The organism is Streptomyces sp. NBC_00386, assembly GCF_036063235.1.
Classification (GTDB): domain Bacteria; phylum Actinomycetota; class Actinomycetes; order Streptomycetales; family Streptomycetaceae; genus Streptomyces.
Genome location: NZ_CP107950.1, coordinates 1,087,895 through 1,102,477, shown reverse-complemented (window position 1 = coordinate 1,102,477; position 14,583 = coordinate 1,087,895). Strand labels below are relative to the sequence as shown.

The 14,583-nt window shown below is 71.8% G+C and carries 13 protein-coding genes; 4 read left to right on the top strand and 9 right to left on the bottom strand.

The features are described 5' to 3' along the window. Nucleotides 1-93: 93 nt before the first annotated feature. The 3 genes from OG780_RS04680 to OG780_RS04670 all read left to right on the top strand — a co-directional run bounded on the left by OG780_RS04680 (nt 94) and on the right by OG780_RS04670 (nt 3,402). Nucleotides 94-951, top strand: coding sequence for an AAA family ATPase (locus OG780_RS04680; protein WP_326790669.1), 858 nt, complete (start codon nt 94-96; stop codon nt 949-951). After that, nucleotides 948-2,318, top strand: a complete 1,371-nt coding sequence (locus OG780_RS04675; protein WP_328444968.1) for a VWA domain-containing protein — start codon at nt 948-950, stop codon at nt 2,316-2,318. The genes OG780_RS04680 and OG780_RS04675 overlap by 4 nt, the downstream gene beginning before the upstream one ends. Nucleotides 2,319-2,445: 127 nt before the next feature. Next, complete coding sequence (locus OG780_RS04670; protein WP_328444966.1) at nt 2,446-3,402, top strand: IS481 family transposase; 957 nt, start codon at nt 2,446-2,448, stop codon at nt 3,400-3,402. Nucleotides 3,403-3,406: 4 nt separating this feature from the next. Here the strand turns inward: OG780_RS04670 and OG780_RS04665 are convergent, their stop codons facing one another. From OG780_RS04665 to OG780_RS04625, 9 genes are all read right to left on the bottom strand, one after another. Continuing rightward, on the bottom strand, nt 3,407-4,378 hold the full coding sequence (locus OG780_RS04665; RefSeq protein ID WP_328444962.1) for an alpha/beta hydrolase: 972 nt from the start codon (nt 4,376-4,378) through the stop codon (nt 3,407-3,409). Between the two features lie 176 nt (nt 4,379-4,554). Further along, nucleotides 4,555-6,417, bottom strand: coding sequence for a M1 family aminopeptidase (locus OG780_RS04660; protein ID WP_328444960.1), 1,863 nt, complete (start codon nt 6,415-6,417; stop codon nt 4,555-4,557). Between the two features lie 240 nt (nt 6,418-6,657). Further along, nucleotides 6,658-7,320, bottom strand: coding sequence for a spherulation-specific family 4 protein (locus OG780_RS04655; protein ID WP_328444958.1), 663 nt, complete (start codon nt 7,318-7,320; stop codon nt 6,658-6,660). Next, the gene (locus tag OG780_RS04650; protein ID WP_328444955.1) at nt 7,317-8,246 is read right to left on the bottom strand and encodes an NAD-dependent epimerase/dehydratase family protein; all 930 of its coding nucleotides are present in this window, start codon (nt 8,244-8,246) and stop codon (nt 7,317-7,319) included. Before OG780_RS04650 ends, OG780_RS04655 begins: the two co-directional genes overlap by 4 nt. 7 nt (nt 8,247-8,253) lie before the next feature. After that, on the bottom strand, nt 8,254-8,967 hold the full coding sequence (locus OG780_RS04645) for a sugar phosphate nucleotidyltransferase (RefSeq protein ID WP_328444953.1): 714 nt from the start codon (nt 8,965-8,967) through the stop codon (nt 8,254-8,256). A gap of 34 nt (nt 8,968-9,001) precedes the next feature. Then, on the bottom strand, nt 9,002-10,003 hold the full coding sequence (locus tag OG780_RS04640) for an SDR family NAD(P)-dependent oxidoreductase (protein ID WP_328444951.1): 1,002 nt from the start codon (nt 10,001-10,003) through the stop codon (nt 9,002-9,004). A 110-nt stretch (nt 10,004-10,113) separates the two neighbouring features. Continuing rightward, the gene (locus tag OG780_RS04635) at nt 10,114-11,490 is read right to left on the bottom strand and encodes a hypothetical protein (protein WP_328444949.1); all 1,377 of its coding nucleotides are present in this window, start codon (nt 11,488-11,490) and stop codon (nt 10,114-10,116) included. After that, entirely contained in the window at nt 11,487-13,073 is a 1,587-nt protein-coding gene (gene pelF, locus OG780_RS04630; RefSeq protein WP_328444947.1) for a GT4 family glycosyltransferase PelF, read from the bottom strand. The genes OG780_RS04635 and pelF overlap by 4 nt, the downstream gene beginning before the upstream one ends. Nucleotides 13,074-13,157: 84 nt before the next feature. Then, complete coding sequence (locus OG780_RS04625) at nt 13,158-13,316, bottom strand: hypothetical protein (RefSeq protein ID WP_328444945.1); 159 nt, start codon at nt 13,314-13,316, stop codon at nt 13,158-13,160. Between the two features lie 652 nt (nt 13,317-13,968). Here OG780_RS04625 and OG780_RS04620 point away from each other — a divergent pair. Beyond that, a complete protein-coding gene (locus tag OG780_RS04620) occupies nt 13,969-14,316 on the top strand; it encodes a PRC-barrel domain containing protein (RefSeq protein ID WP_328444943.1) in 348 nt (115 codons plus the stop codon). Nucleotides 14,317-14,583 lie beyond the last annotated feature (267 nt).

Genomic DNA, 14,583 nt, shown 5'->3' with positions numbered 1-14,583 from the left:
TGCGTCGTGGGGGCCGTCACACGTGACAGCGAGGGTGAACAAGCGCTTAGATAGTGAGTCCGACCTCGCTCGCGCGTGCTGGAGGCCCTGTTGCTGTTCACATCCGTCGACGACGTCTGCGCACGCCTCGCCGACACGGGCTACCTCGCGTCGCCGGCCGTCGCGACCACGGTCTTCCTGGCCGACCGGCTCGGCAAACCCCTCCTGGTGGAGGGGCCCGCCGGCGTCGGCAAGACCGAACTCGCCAAGGCCGTCGCCCAGGTCGCCGGGGCCCGGCTCGTCCGCCTCCAGTGCTACGAAGGCGTCGACGAGTCACGGGCGCTGTACGAGTGGAACCATGCCAAGCAACTGCTGCGCATCACCGCCGGCCGGGACGAGTCGTGGGACGAGACACGCACGGACATCTTCTCCGAGGAGTTCCTGCTGCCGCGCCCGCTGCTGACCGCCATCCGCGGCGACGACCCGAAGGTCCTGCTGATCGACGAGACCGACAAGGCCGACATCGAGGTCGAGGGCCTGCTGCTCGAAGTGCTCAGCGACTTCCAGGTCACCGTCCCCGAGCTGGGCACGATCAAGGCGACCAGCCGCCCGTTCGTGGTGCTCACCTCGAACGCCAGCCGCGAGTTGTCCGAGGCCCTGCGCCGCCGCTGCCTCTTCCTCCACATCGGCTTCCCCGACGAGGAGTTGGAGCGCCGGATCGTACGGCTGAAGGTGCCCGGACTCGACGAGGCGCTCACCGAGTCCGTCGTGCGGGTCGTCGGGGCGCTGCGGGAGATGGACCTGCGGAAGGTCCCCTCCGTCGCCGAGACCATCGACTGGGCCCGCACCCTGCTCGCGCTGGGCGCCGACACCCTCGACGAGAACGTCGTACGCGACAGCCTCGGAGTCATCCTCAAGCACCAGGACGACGTACTGAAGGCGGCGGCCAAGCTCGACCTGGGCGCCGTGTGAACGCCGCCGCGCAGGCGGACGGAATCGCGGACCGGCTGACCGGACTCGTCGGCGCACTGCGCTCGCACGGCGTGCGGATCGGCACCGGCGAGACCGTGGACGCCGCGCGGGCGGTGGCGGCGCTGGGCTTCGCGGACCGTGACCGGCTGCGCGAGGGGCTGGCCGCCACCCTCCTCCACAACCCCGGACAGCGCCGGGTGTTCGACCCCGTCTTCGACGTGTACTTCCCGCGGGGCGTAGGGGCGCCGGACAGCGCGGCGCCCGCGGACCGGGACGAACTGCGGGAGCGTCTCGCGGCCGCTCTGGCCGCCGACGACCAAGCCCTCATGGGGCAGTTGGCGATCGAGGCCGTCGACGGATTCGGCGGCTACGGCGGTACGACGGCGAGCGACGGCTGGTCGTCGTACCAGACGCTCGACCGGTTGCGGCCGCAGACGCTGCTGGCCCGCGTGCGGGACACCGTCCGTGCGCGGGGCGGCGCGGAGGGATTCACCGACCGGCTGCTTGAGGACGAGATCCGCCGGCGCATCGAGGTGTTCCGCAGGCAGGTCGCGACGGAGGCACGGCGACGGATCGCCGAGCGGCGCGACCGGGACGAGATCGCCCGGCGAGCGGTGGCACCGACCGCCGACCGCGTCGACTTCCTGTTCGCCGGACGCGACCGGCTCGCCGAACTGCGCAAGGCCGTGCGGCCGCTCGCGCGCAAACTGGCCACCCGCCTCGCCGCGCGCCGCCGCCGTGCGCACCGGGGCACCATCGACCTGCGGCGCACCCTGCGCGGATCGCTGTCCACGGGTGGGGTGCCGATGCGCCCCGTGCTGCGCAGACGCCGTCCCGTGCGGCCCGAACTGGTGCTGCTGTGCGACGTGTCGGGATCGGTGTCGGGGTTCTCGGACTTCACGATGCTGCTCGTGCAGGCGCTGCACGACCAGTTCAGCAAGGTGCGGGTGTTCGCCTTCGTCAACCGGGTCGACGAGGTGACCGGTCTGATCGGGCCCGGCTCGGCCGACCCCGAGGGGCTGAGCGCCCGGATCCGTGCGGAGGCGGCGATCACGGGCTGGCACGGCAGCAGCGACTACGGCGTCGCCCTCGGCGAGTTCGCCGAGCGGTACACCGGAGCGGTCGGCTCCCGGACGACGGTCTTCGTCCTCGGCGACGCGCGGACGAACATGAGCGATCCCAACCTGCCCGCCGTCCGGCAGCTCACCCGGCAGGCCCGCCGCCTGTACTGGCTGAACCCCGAGGCACGCTCGCAGTGGGGCACGGGCGACTCGGCCGCCCTCGCCTACGCCGACCTCGTGGAGATGCACGAGTGCCGCAACGCCCAGCAGCTCAGCGCGTTGATCGGCCGGCTGCTGCCCGTCTGAACGACCGCGGGCGCGACAGGCCCTAGGTGTATTGATCACGAGCGTTGTTGACACTGGCGGGTCTTGAACATGGCGAAGACCTCCGATGTGGTGGAGCTGTCTAGGACTGCACCGCACGGAGGTCTTCGTGTCCCACCGTAATGCCCGGCTGACCGTTCATGGCAGGCGGCTGCTGGTCGAACGTGTCTGCGCGGGCCGCCCGGTCGCTCATGTGGCGGCCGAGATGGGCGTCTCCCGAGCCACGGCCCACAAGTGGGTCCGCCGCTGGCGGGACGAGGGCGAACCGGGCCTCGCCGACCGCTCCAGCCGGCCCCGGACGACACCGCATCGCACACCTGCGGCCCTGGAGGCCCGGGTCTGCCAACTGCGGCAGGCCCGCAAACTCGGTCCCGCACGGCTCGGCCCGATCCTGGGCCTGCCCGCCTCGACCATCCACCGGATCCTGACCCGCCACGGCCTGAACCGCCTGGCCCACCTGGACCGGCCCACCGGCCAGGTCATCCGCCGCTACGAACGCGACCGGCCCGGCGAACTGATCCACATCGACGTCAAGAAGCTCGGTCGGATCCCCGACGGCGGCGGCCACAAAGTCCTCGGACGCCAGGCCGGCCGCGCCACCCGCAGCAGCATGGGCTTCGACTACGTCCACTCCGCCGTCGACGACCACAGTCGCCTCGCCTACAGCGAGATCCACCCGGACGAGAAGGTCGCCACCTGCGCGGGCTTCCTCACCCGCGCGGCTGCGTTCTTCCACACGCACGGCATCACCCGCATCGAACGCGTGCTCACCGACAACGCCTGGGCCTACCGCAAGGGCCTGGCCTGGAAACAGGCCCTCGCCGAGATCGGCGCGACCGGAAAGCTGACGCGCGCCTACCGGCCGCAGACCAACGGCAAGGTCGAACGCTTCAACCGCACCCTGCTCGACGAATGGGCCTACCTGCGGCCCTACACCAGCAACGACGAACGCACGGCCGCCCTGGACGACTTCCTCCACGGCTACAACTACCATCGCTGCCACACCGCCCTCGGAGGCCAGCCACCCATCAGCCGTGTGAACAACGCTGCGGGTCAATACACCTAGGCCGTCATCGGGCCAGGAGCCTGCGCAGCCAGGCGGTCCGGGCCGCGCGGGCGTCCCGGGCGAGCACGGTGTGCGGGGCGAAGGCGTCGAAGCCGTGGAAGCCGCCGGGCCACACATGCAGCTCGGCCACCCCGCCGGCCCGCCAGATCCGGGAGGCGTAGTCGACGACCTCGTCCCGGAAGGTCTCCGCGGAGCCGACGTCGAGGAAGGCGGGGGGCAGCCCGGACAGGTCCGAGGCCCGCGCCGGGGCGGCGTAGGCGGGCACGTCCGGGCCGCCGCGCGCCTCGCCCAGCACGGCGGTCCACGCGGTCTCGTTGGCCGTACGGTCCCAGGCACCGACGCCCGCCATCTGGTGCGCGGACGGAGTGTCGTTGCGGTCGTCGAGCATCGGATACATCAGGACCTGCCCGAGCGCCCGCGGCCCCTCGCGGTCCCGGGCGAGCAGGGCGAGCGCCGCGGTGAGGCCCCCGCCCGCGCTGGCGCCCGCGACGACGATCCGCTCCGGATCGCCGCCGAGCTCCCCGGCGTGCCGCGCCGTCCACAGCAGACCGGCGTAGACGTCCTCCACCCCGGCCGGATACGGGTGTTCGGGCGCCAGCCGGTACTCCACGGACACCACGACCGCGTCCAGCTCCCTCGCCCACTCCAGGACGACCTCCACCCCGGCCCGGTTGTTGCCGAGAACCATTCCGCCGCCGTGGGAGTGGTAGATCACCGGGCGCGGCCCGTTCCCGGGCGGCGCCAGGGGCCTGACGACGAACAGCGAGATGTCGGGAGCGCCCTCGGGCCCCGGCACCGTCAGGTCCGTGGTCGTGAAGGCGCCGCCGTCGGTGAGGTCGTACGCGGGCACGGCGGACTCCGGCACCCCGCGCAGGGCGGCGATGTCCGCCGGGCTCGGCCCGGACGGATCGGACGGTCCCACCGCCGCGAGGGCGATGCCCAGTTCGGGGTCGAACGGGGGCGGTACCAACACCATGACGTCTCCTCGCACCGAGCACGGTGGCTCCCTGATCCCATGATCGGGCGCCGTGCTCCCGGACCGGGAGCCGCCGTACGGCGGAACCTGCCCCCGGTCCGGCCGGCCATGCCCGTCGCGGTGACGCCCGGAGGTGTCACCGCGACGGACACGGGAACAGGCCGCGCGGAAGAGGATCAGCCCACGATGCGGTGGGTCGTCCAGAACGACGTCAGGTCCGTGGTCGTGGCGGCCTGGGCGGCCGCCTTGAACTCGGCCGTGGTCGAGACGCCGTACCAGTGCGAAGTGGCGTAGCTCTTCAGCAGGTTGGCCATGGCGGTGTCGCCGAGCACGCGCCGCAGGTCGTGCAGGGCGCACTTGCCGTAGCCGTAGACGACGGTGGAGTAGCGGGACGAGTGAGCGTCCCAGTAGGCCATCGAGTTGGTGATGTTCTCCGCGCTCGAGGCCCAGGAGACGCTGCTCCAGCAGCTGGTTCCGGTCTTGCCCTGGGCCAGGTCGGTGGCGTAGTCCGTGAACGACTCGTCGAGCCACGGGCTGTTGTACTCGTCGTCACCGACGATCCCGTAGAACCACTGGTGACCGATCTCGTGGGTGAGCGCCGTTGTGCTGACCAGGTCGAGGACGAAGCCGGGGTACTCCATGCCGCCGAACCAGTAGTTGTTGTCGATCACGGCGTCCAGCTCGCCGTACGGGTACGCGCCGAAGCGCGCGGCGTGGGCGTCCACCGCGGACTTGGCGGTGGTGAGCATCGACTGGGAGTCGGAGGAGCTGATGCCCGAGACGGAGTAGATGTTGATCGCGGTGCCGGCGGGGGAGGTGCCGGAGATCTTGGTGAACGGCCCGGCGGCCCAGGCGAAGTCACGGACCTTGGAGGCCGTGGCCGTGGTGACCGTACGGCCGCTCGATCCGGCGGTGTCGACCGAGGTGCCGGTGGCCGGGACGAGGAGGCTCGTCGGGTGGTCGAGGGTCACCTTGAAGTCGGCGGCCAGCGAGTAGAAGGACTCGCCGTTGTTGGTGTAGGGGTCCAGGTGCCAGCCGGCGCCGTCCTTGACCGCCAGGACGGGCAGGGCGTTGCCGATGTTGACGAAGGCGCCGTCGTAGCCGAAGCGGTCGGCGCCGCTGGGCACGGTGATGGCCAGGTCGAAGCCGATCGTCGCGCTCTGGCCCTGGGCCACCGGTGACGTCAGGCTGACCTGGAGGGCCGTGCAGCCGACCGAGAGGGCTCCGGCGGTGCCGCCGCTGACGTTGCTGACGGTGATGGGCATCGCGGAGCAGGTGCCGTGGTAGTTGTCCCACAGCCTCAGGTACACCTCGCTGAGCGCGGTGGAGGAGGCGTTGGTGAAGGTCACGCTCTCGTGACCGGTCCAGCCGGCGCCGCTCGTGTTGCTGGTCAGGCTGACCGTGTACCCCGGGGCGGCGGGCGTGCGGGTGGAGTCGGCCGGCGGGGTCGTGGCACCCGAGGTGTTGAGGGCGATGTCGTCGAGGACGAAGCTCGTCTGGAGGCTGGAGTCCTCGGTGCCGGTGAACGCGACGGTCACGGTCTGGCCGGCGAACGCCGAGACGTCGAACGTCTTCTGGGCGTACCCGGACGCCTTGTTGAGGTTCGAGTACGTCGCCAGGGTCGTGCTGCCGATCTTCGCCGTCAGCTTGTCGTAGGCCGTCGACGAGGTCGTCTCCGCCGTGTCGATGTGCAGCCAGAACGTGAGGCTGGCACTGCTGCACCCGGAGGGGATCGTGACGCTCTGCGAGAGCGTGTCCGTGTGGGTGCTGCCCACGCCGTCCAGCCAGGCGAAGCTGGTGCCGCCGTGGGCACTCTGGCCGGTCCGGCTGGTGATCACGGTGGTCGAGGACTGGGTCCAGGGCGAAGTGCCGCTCTCGAAGCCGCCGTTGGTCACCACCTGGGCGGGTGTGCAGGCGGCCGCGGCGGCCGGCGCGGTGCTCGGCGAGGCCCCCGCGGGGGTGCCGGGGAGCGAGACTGCGGCCAGGGCGGCGACGACGAGAACGCGTGCCGCCAGGGCCTTGAGGGGGGTCGGTCTCACACGAAACTCCTTTGAGGCGGCCGGGATTCCGGCCTGCTCGGTGGCCGCCCGGGACGACTGGGGTGCGCCGCTGGGTGGCCGCGGGCCGCGCACGGGTGCGCGCGGTCGCTTGGTGAGATTTCCGTGCCGTCACCCTGGGGTCAGGGCGACGGCATCGGAAAGCCTCGCAGATTTGACCTAGACATGCCATCAAACCGGGGAAGGAGAGGTGAGCCGGAAGGTGGTCGGGGCAGGGGCCGCTCAGGAACCCGGCTCGCTCAGGGCGGGCGTCAACCGCGACCAGGGGTTGGGGAGTTCGCCCGTCACGGGTCCGGCCACCGCCGCGCCGCGGTCACGCGCGGTGCGAACGGCCAGCGGGACGAGCGCCTCGGGAACGCCGTAGACCAGATGACAGAACAGCTCGGGCGCGTGCCGCACGGTCCACGCCGGTCTGCTGAACGCCGCGACATAGGTGGACCAGTGGCCCTCGAACGTGACGAGCAGATCGGCGCAGCGGGCGTACCCCGGCGCCGGGTGGACTCCCATGTTCAGCACGACCGGAGCCGCGCCGAGCCCGCGCAGACTCCGCACCAGCCGCTCGCAGCCGGGAAGCGCCTTCGGAGTCGGTGCCACCCGGTCGAGGAAACACCCTTGCGTTCCGTACCAGTCCCGGTGCCGCAGGACCTCGTCCGCGATGAGGTCCGGATCGCGCGCGCCGTAGTCGGTGTCGACATAGCCGAGCAGCCGTGCACCGGCCGAGCACAGCGCGTCGGCCGCCGCGGCGAACGCGGGATCCGGGCCCTCGCCCGGCCCGTCGGCCGGGTTGATGACGACCCCGTACGTCCGGTCGGCCGTTTCGGTCAGCCGCTGCCAGGCGCCCGGGTCGTCGCCCGGGTGGACGTACAGCGGAATCAGCAGGCTCATGGGGTCCGTTCGCCTTCTCTCCGCGGGGCGGGACCGGTCCCCGTCGTGGCGGTCCAGAGGGCGGCCAGTGAGTCGTCGAGTGTCAGCTCCGGCCGCCAGCCGAGTGCCTCCCCGGCGGCGGTGACGTCGGAGCACTGCCACGACACGTCGCCCGAGCGGGTGGAACCGCCGCCGTTCTCCTCGATGCGCCCCCGGAACCCGGCGGCACGTGCCAGACCGCACACCAGGTCACGCACCGGGACGGCCTTGCCTCCCCCGATGTTGAGGACCCGCGGCAGCGGCCCGGGGGTGGTCGCCGCGGCGGCCGCCGCCCGCGCCACATCGCGTACGTCCACGAAGTCGCGGTACGCCGAGAGGTCGCCCAGTCGGATGACCGCGTCCGGGTCCGTCCCGGCCTCGCGGAGCAGTCCCGCGATCCGGCCCGGAAGCCCCGTGGACGGTGCTCCCGGACCCACGGGGTTGCCCACCCGCAGCACCACCGCGTCGAGGCCGGACGTGGTGACGGTGACCGTGCCCGCGAGCTTGGTGGCTCCGTACGTGGTGAGCGGACAGGTGGGCGCGGACTCGGTCACGGCGGTGTCCCGGACGCCGGGACCGTATTCGGCGGCCGAGCCCAGATGGACCAGCCGGGCGGACGGCGCCGCCTCACGCAGCGCGGCGCAAAGGGCCGCCGGGCCACGGGAGTTGACCTCGGAGAGGGTCACGGCGTCACCGCCGGTCGCGCCGGCGCAGTTGATGACGGCGTCGGGTGCGGCCGAGGCCAGGGCCGGGACCAGCCGCTCGCGGCGGGCGGTGGCCAGGTCGATGCCGAACTCGGCGGCGGGCGAACGCCCGCCGCCGAGCACCCGTACACCCGACAGGGTGCGCAGGTGCTCGACGACATGGCCGCCCAGATAGCCGGTGAAGCCCAGGACGAGAATGCGCATGCGGTGGTCAGGCTCCCTTGAGCAACAGCGACTTGCGCGTGGTGAATTCGGCGTTTGCCCGGTCGTAGTCGTCCGGGCGGCCGATGTCGAGCCAGTACCCGTCGAACGCGTAGGCGTGCGGCTCGTTGCCGTCCCGCAGCAGGTCGAGGACCAACTCGTCGAAGCCCAGGGGCAGCCCCGGTGTGTAGCCGTCGAGCGTGGAGCGCGACAGACCGTACACGCCCATGGAGACGCGGTAGTCCATGCTCGGCTTCTCCGTGAAGGCGACCACCTTGCGGTCGTCGGTGGTCAGCACACCGAAGTCGATGCGCACCTTGCGCGCGTACGTCGCGATGGTCAGCGGCGCGCCCGAGTCGCGGTGCCGCAGCAGGACGTCGCCGAAGTCGAGATCGGTGAGCACGTCGCCGTTCATCACGAGGAACGACTCGGGCAGCCGGTCACGCATGGTCAGCAGCGGTCCCATGGTGCCGAGCGGGCTCTCCTCGGTGGAGTAGTCGATGTCCAGGCCCCATTGGGACCCCTCGCCGACGTAGGCGCGGATTATCTCGCCCAGGTGGCCCACGGCGATGGTGCAGCTCGTGAAGCCGGACGTGGCGAGCTGGCGGAGCACGATCTCCAGGATGGCGTGCTGGTCGCCGATGGGAACGAGCGGTTTGGGCAGGGCGGTGGTGTAGGGCCGTAGCCGGACGCCCTTGCCTCCCGCCAGGATTACTGCGTGCATGAGGTTCTTCCTTCGTGGGACGTGCCGGTCGGGGTCAGATGTTGTAGATGCCGGTCTTGTAGCGGGCCAGGTTCGCCGGTTCGCGGAAGAACTCGACGGTCCGCGCGAGCCCTTGTTCCAGGTCGTGGGCGGGGCTCCAGCCGGTCGCCCCGGCCAGCCGGGTCGCGTCGGCGACCAGCCGCATCACCTCGGAGTTGGCCGGCCGGACGCGCCCCGCGTCCTCGCGCACGTCGAGGGCGGTGTCCATCACCTTGCCGATCAGCGCCACCAGATCGCCGACCGAGATCTCCCCGCCCGTACCGGCGTTGAAGGTCCTGCCCACGACCCGGTCCGCGGGCGCCGTGCCTACGGAGAGGAACGCCTGCGCGGTGTCCTCGACGAAGGTGAAGTCGCGCGTGGGCCGCAGATCGCCGAGGGTGATGGTGCGTTCGCCCGCGGCCACCTGGCCGATGACGGTGGGGATGACCGCGCGCATCGACTGACGCGGGCCGAAGGTGTTGAACGGCCGCAACGTCACCACCGGCGTGCCGAAACTCGCGTGGTAGCTGTCGGCCAGCCGGTCCCCTCCCGCCTTCGAAGCGGCGTACGGGGACTGGGTGTTGATGGGGTGGTCCTCGGTGATGGGCACGGTCCGGGCGGTGCCGTAGGTCTCGCTGGTGGAGGTGTGCACGAGCCGGGGGGTGCCGAGGGCGCGCACCGCCTCCAGCACGTTGAGCGTGCCGGTGACATTGGTGTCCACGTAGCTGTGCGGTGCCTGGTAGGAGTACGGGATCGCGATGAGCGCGGCCAAGTGGTAGACGGTGTCGGCGCCTTCGGCCAGAGCGCGGACCGAACCCGGATCCCGGACGTCGCCCAGGACGATGTCCACCTGGTCCAGGACGTCGGGGCGCAGGGTCTCCAGCCAGCCGTACGAGGAGAAGGAGTTGTACTGCGCCATCGCCCTCACCCGGTGCCCGGAGGCGACCAGTGCCTCGGTGAGGTGGGAGCCGATGAAACCCTCGGCCCCGGTGACGGCGGCGAGTGGTTGGGTGGTCAACTCGTGGGTCCTTCCGGTTGGTTGTTCAGGTGATGGGAGGTGATGGGTGATGCGGACGAGGGCACGGTGGCCCTCCGGAGCCGTCCGGAAGGGCTGTGCGGGGTGGTGGTTCAGGCGTGCGGGGCCGGCCGCCCCAGCAGCCGCACGGCACACACCGCCAGACACAGGCAGGCCGTGCCGCAGGACAGGGTCAGCACGAGGGCACCCGGCAGGGAACGGAGCGTGATGGCCGAGGCGGCGCCGCAGGCCGCCGCCAGGCAGACCACGGCCGGCTGCCAGGCCGCCCCGAAGGCCTGGAGCAGCAACGCGGTCCACAACGTGGCCGCGAGCAGCAGCAGCGGGACCGGCTCCGCGCCGGTGAGCAGGGCCGCGGGCAGCAGCGGGAGCACGTAGAGCAGCAGACAGAGGCCGAGGACGCCGGTCGAACGCAGCAGGAAGGCGGGCGGGGTCGCGGTCGCCCGCAGCGCCGACACCGACATCCCGCGATACCGGTACAGCAGCCACTCCGCCGGACCCATGCTCACGGTCAGCACGACCACGGCGTACGGGTGCTGCCGGCCCTCCAGCAGCACCAGCACCCCGGCGGACAGTCCGAACACCCCGTACGGCAGCGACCGCAGCAGCGACGGACGGGACGCGCCCGGGGCCGGTGAGGAGCCGAACGCGGACCGCAGCGCCCAGCCGGCCGCGACGGCCGCGCCGAGCACGGACAGCAGCACCAGGGCGACGCGCCCCGCGGTCCCGGGATCCCACCAGGGCAGCGCCGCCGCACCGGCGATCAGGGGGGCGAGCGCGGCCAGCAGCAGCCGCTCCCCGCCCAGGACGAGCAGCACCCCGGCCGCCGCGAGATACACCGACTGTGCCGCGGCGACCCCGATCGCGGTGCCGGACCCGGCGAACAGCGCCCCGGCCCCCGTCGCGGCGAGCGCGCCGAGCGGTGCCCCCTTGAGCAGGGTCCGGCCCGCTTCGCGACGGCCTGTGGCCATCCGCACATGGGCACGGTGCCCGAGTGCCTGGCCCAGCGCCCAGGAGACGAGGCCGGCCACCACCAGGACGTCGAGATCCCGGCCCGCGTGCCACAGCCGCCCGGTCAGCAGATAGGCCAGGCCCGGCAGCGCGAACAGCGCCCCGCGCAACCCGCAGCGAACGGCGTCCGGACGCCAGGGATCGGCCGGTCGCGGCGGTTCGGGAAAGGTGCGCGGCACCCGCTCGTACAGCGCGGAGGCGAGCGAGAAGAGGTCCGTGTGCCCGTACCGTTCCTGGATGATCTCGGCGGTCAGCCCCTCCGACTCCAGCAGGGCCGCCACCTCGTACGGGTGGACCGCCGGTCCGATGCCCTCCGCCAGCTCGGCGGCGAGCCGGTCGACGGCCTCCCCGTCCGCGCCGCGGCCGGGTGCGGACCGGGCGGGCGTACGGGCGTCGGCGAGCCGCAGGGACAGCGCGTCACCCTCCGTGCCGCCGGGTTCCAGCGCCATGGGTCCGCTCATCCGGCGAGGCTCCTCGACGTGGACGTGGACGTGGACGTGGACGTGGACGTGGACGTGGACGTGGACGTGGACGCGGTCGCCCGGCCACCGGGGACCGCGAGCGGGGCGTCGGCCGTCGCGGGGACGCCCGGGACGAGCCCGCCGAGTGCCGACAGTTCCCGGTAGATGGTCCGGAACGTGTCGACCGTCTGCCGCAGGGTGAACTGATCGATGACGCGCAGTCTGGCCGCCTCGCCCATCGAGGCGCGCAGCCCGGCATCGCCGAGCAGGTCAAGCGCGGCGGCGGCCATGGCGGCCGGATCGCGCGGCGGGACGACGAGACCGCTGTCCCCGACGGCCTCGCTCACCCCGCCCACGTCCGTGGACACGGTCGCCCGCCCGCAGGACATGGCCTCGATCAGGGTGAACGGGAAACCCTCGCTGATACTGGAGAGCATCACGACGCTGCCCGCGGCGTAGGCGTCCTTGATGTCGTCCACACGGCCCTCGAAGGTGACCGCCTCCGCCTGCCCCAGCTCGGCGGCCAGCGCCTCGCAGCGTTCGCGGTAGGCCTCGCCCCCGCGCGGGGTGCCGCCGAACAACCGCAGCCGCGCGTCCGGGAGCCGGTCCCGCACGAGAGCGAACGCCCGGATCAGGGTCTCCAGGTCCTTGATCGGGTCGACGCGCCCGGCCCAGCTCAGCGTCGGCCGCTCCGGTTCGGGACCGGCCGGCGGGAACGCGGCCGGGTCCACGCCGTTGTAGACCGTACGGATCGACTCGGGCGCGGCACCGCCCCGTTCCTCCCACAGCCGGTTGTAGCGGTTGCCCGGGGTGATCAGGGCCGCGCGCCGGTACGTCTCCTCGGCGAGCAGCCGGAAGAAGCCCAGCACGACCGCCTTGACCGGCCAGCGGTACGGGGCGGTGCGGTAGCCGAGGTAGCGCTCGCGCAGATAGACGCCGTGCTCGGTCAACAGCAGCGGGACGCCGTGCCGTTCGAGCGCGGCCAGACCCGGCAGCACGGCGACGCCGCCGCTGACCGCGTGCGCCACCCCGTGCTCGGGCAGCGGTGCGGTGAGCGGGCGCAGCGCGTGCTCCAGCAGGGCGGTCGCGGTGATGGCGTCGTGCAGGGTCGGCCGGGCCTCACGGACGGCCAGACCCGGGCGGTTCCACACTCCGGTCAGGACGCTGATCGCCCGGTCGCCGCGCAGGAAGGGACTCAGCGTCCCGTCCGCCGCGGCCCGCGCCATCGCGTACAGGGCGGTGGCGAACCCGTCCTCGGCGCCCGGATCGACCAGAGCGGTCAGGAACTGTTCGTAGACGGAGGCGAGTTGCCTGCGGCGCCGCCCGCGCGCAGGGCGGCCTCCGGGCGCGGGTCCCCACATGGGGACCGTGACGATGTCCGTGATCTGCGCGGGGATGTCCCACACGATCGGTTCACGTCCGGTGCCGGTCACGGCGATGACGTCGAAGTCGAAGTCGGGCATCCCGTCGACGAGTTGGTCGCACCAGACACTTACGCCGCCGTGACTGTGCGGGTAGGTGCCTTCGGTGAGCAGGGTGACGCGCGTCGTGCTGAGGCTGCGCGCGCCGCGGGGAACGTGCATGGATGTGCTCCACGGCCGAGGTTGGGGTGGTCGGGCCCGTCCCGTCCGCCGAGGCGCGGACGGGATCTTCGGTCGGTGCGCGGCTCAGTTGTCCGGGCTGTAGGGGACCTGCTCGGGTACGCCCGTCGGCAGGTCGTGGTTGTCGGGTACGTGCGCGGTGTTCGCGTGCGCCGTGTCGGCCGGTGGGCCGGACGCGATGAGCGCGCCTGCGATGGGCGCGGTCGCGCGAATGGTCCGCTTCATGCGGTGAAGTCCCCTCCCCGGGCAGGGGTGAGTACCGCTCCCATGGAGCCGACCACCCCCTGGCGCGACGCCACAGCCCCCCTCAGACGTGGTCGTCGACGCGTTCGTCGGTCACATAGTGGTGTCTCTGTGGAGCTTTCGTGTGCCTGCCGCGAGACATGACGGAAAAGCGCGTCCACCGAACGGGTGATCATTGAATGCCGCGATGACGATGCGATCGTCACTTTAGGCGTTCGGTCAACTACTCAGTGAAACGTTCCTGTGCTTGCGCGGCCCGGAGTCGATCGCATCCGGAGCGCCTCGGTCCGCCCTGTCGGGGTGCCGGTGGTCCAGGCCGAGACGAGTTTCGGCTGAGTCGTCGGTTTCAGGCCACCGTGAACCGCGTCTGTGAAGAACGCGCGCGCCGACGCGGTGCCCGTGACTCCATCCCCCGGAGCGCGAGGCGGGGGACGGCGCGAAGGTGTCCGCGGCCGCGAAGGGAATTCGGGGAATTTCCGGTGAGCGGGTGTCAGCGGCCCGGAAGGGGACACCCGTCGACCTCCGGCGGAAAGCGCGCCGGGAAATGGTGACCGGGATCCGGTCACCGAAGGACGCGCCTGCGGATTCCTTCCGGGACCGCGGCGCATCCGTGGACGAGTTGGAGGACTTCTTCGTGAACGAGAACCTTTGGGGTTACGGCCCGACCAGCGGGCACACGCCCGACGCCGATCTCTCCGGCTACCGGGTGGAGGCCACCGACGGCCACATCGGGAAGGTCGACAAGCACTCCGACGAGGTCGGTTCTCAGTACATCGTCGTCGACACCGGCGTCTGGATCTTCGGCAAGGAGGTCCTGCTGCCCGCCGGAACGATCACGGCGATCAGTCACGAGGACAAGACGATCCATGTCTCCCGGACCAAGGACGAGATCAAGGCGGCTCCGGAATTCGACAAGGAGAAGCATCTCGGCGATCCGCACTACCGCGACCAGCTCGGCGGCCACTACGGCTCCGGACACTGACGCGACGCCGACCGCCGGTGCCCCCTGCCCGGGGGCACCGGCGGTTTTCGCTGTCTCCGGGCGACCGGGAAAAGCGGGAGACCCCGGCTGGACGGGGGAGACCAGCCGGGGCCGCTTGTGTGCGGAGGCCGCTCCGCTCCACATGGGGGGAACATCGGTCGATATCCATCTATTCCGCTCTGGGTGACCGGAGTGGACGGGACACCGGCGTGGCCCCGCATCCACTGGGCGGGCCCGGCGGGAAGATCGGTTCAGGAGGGCGCGTGC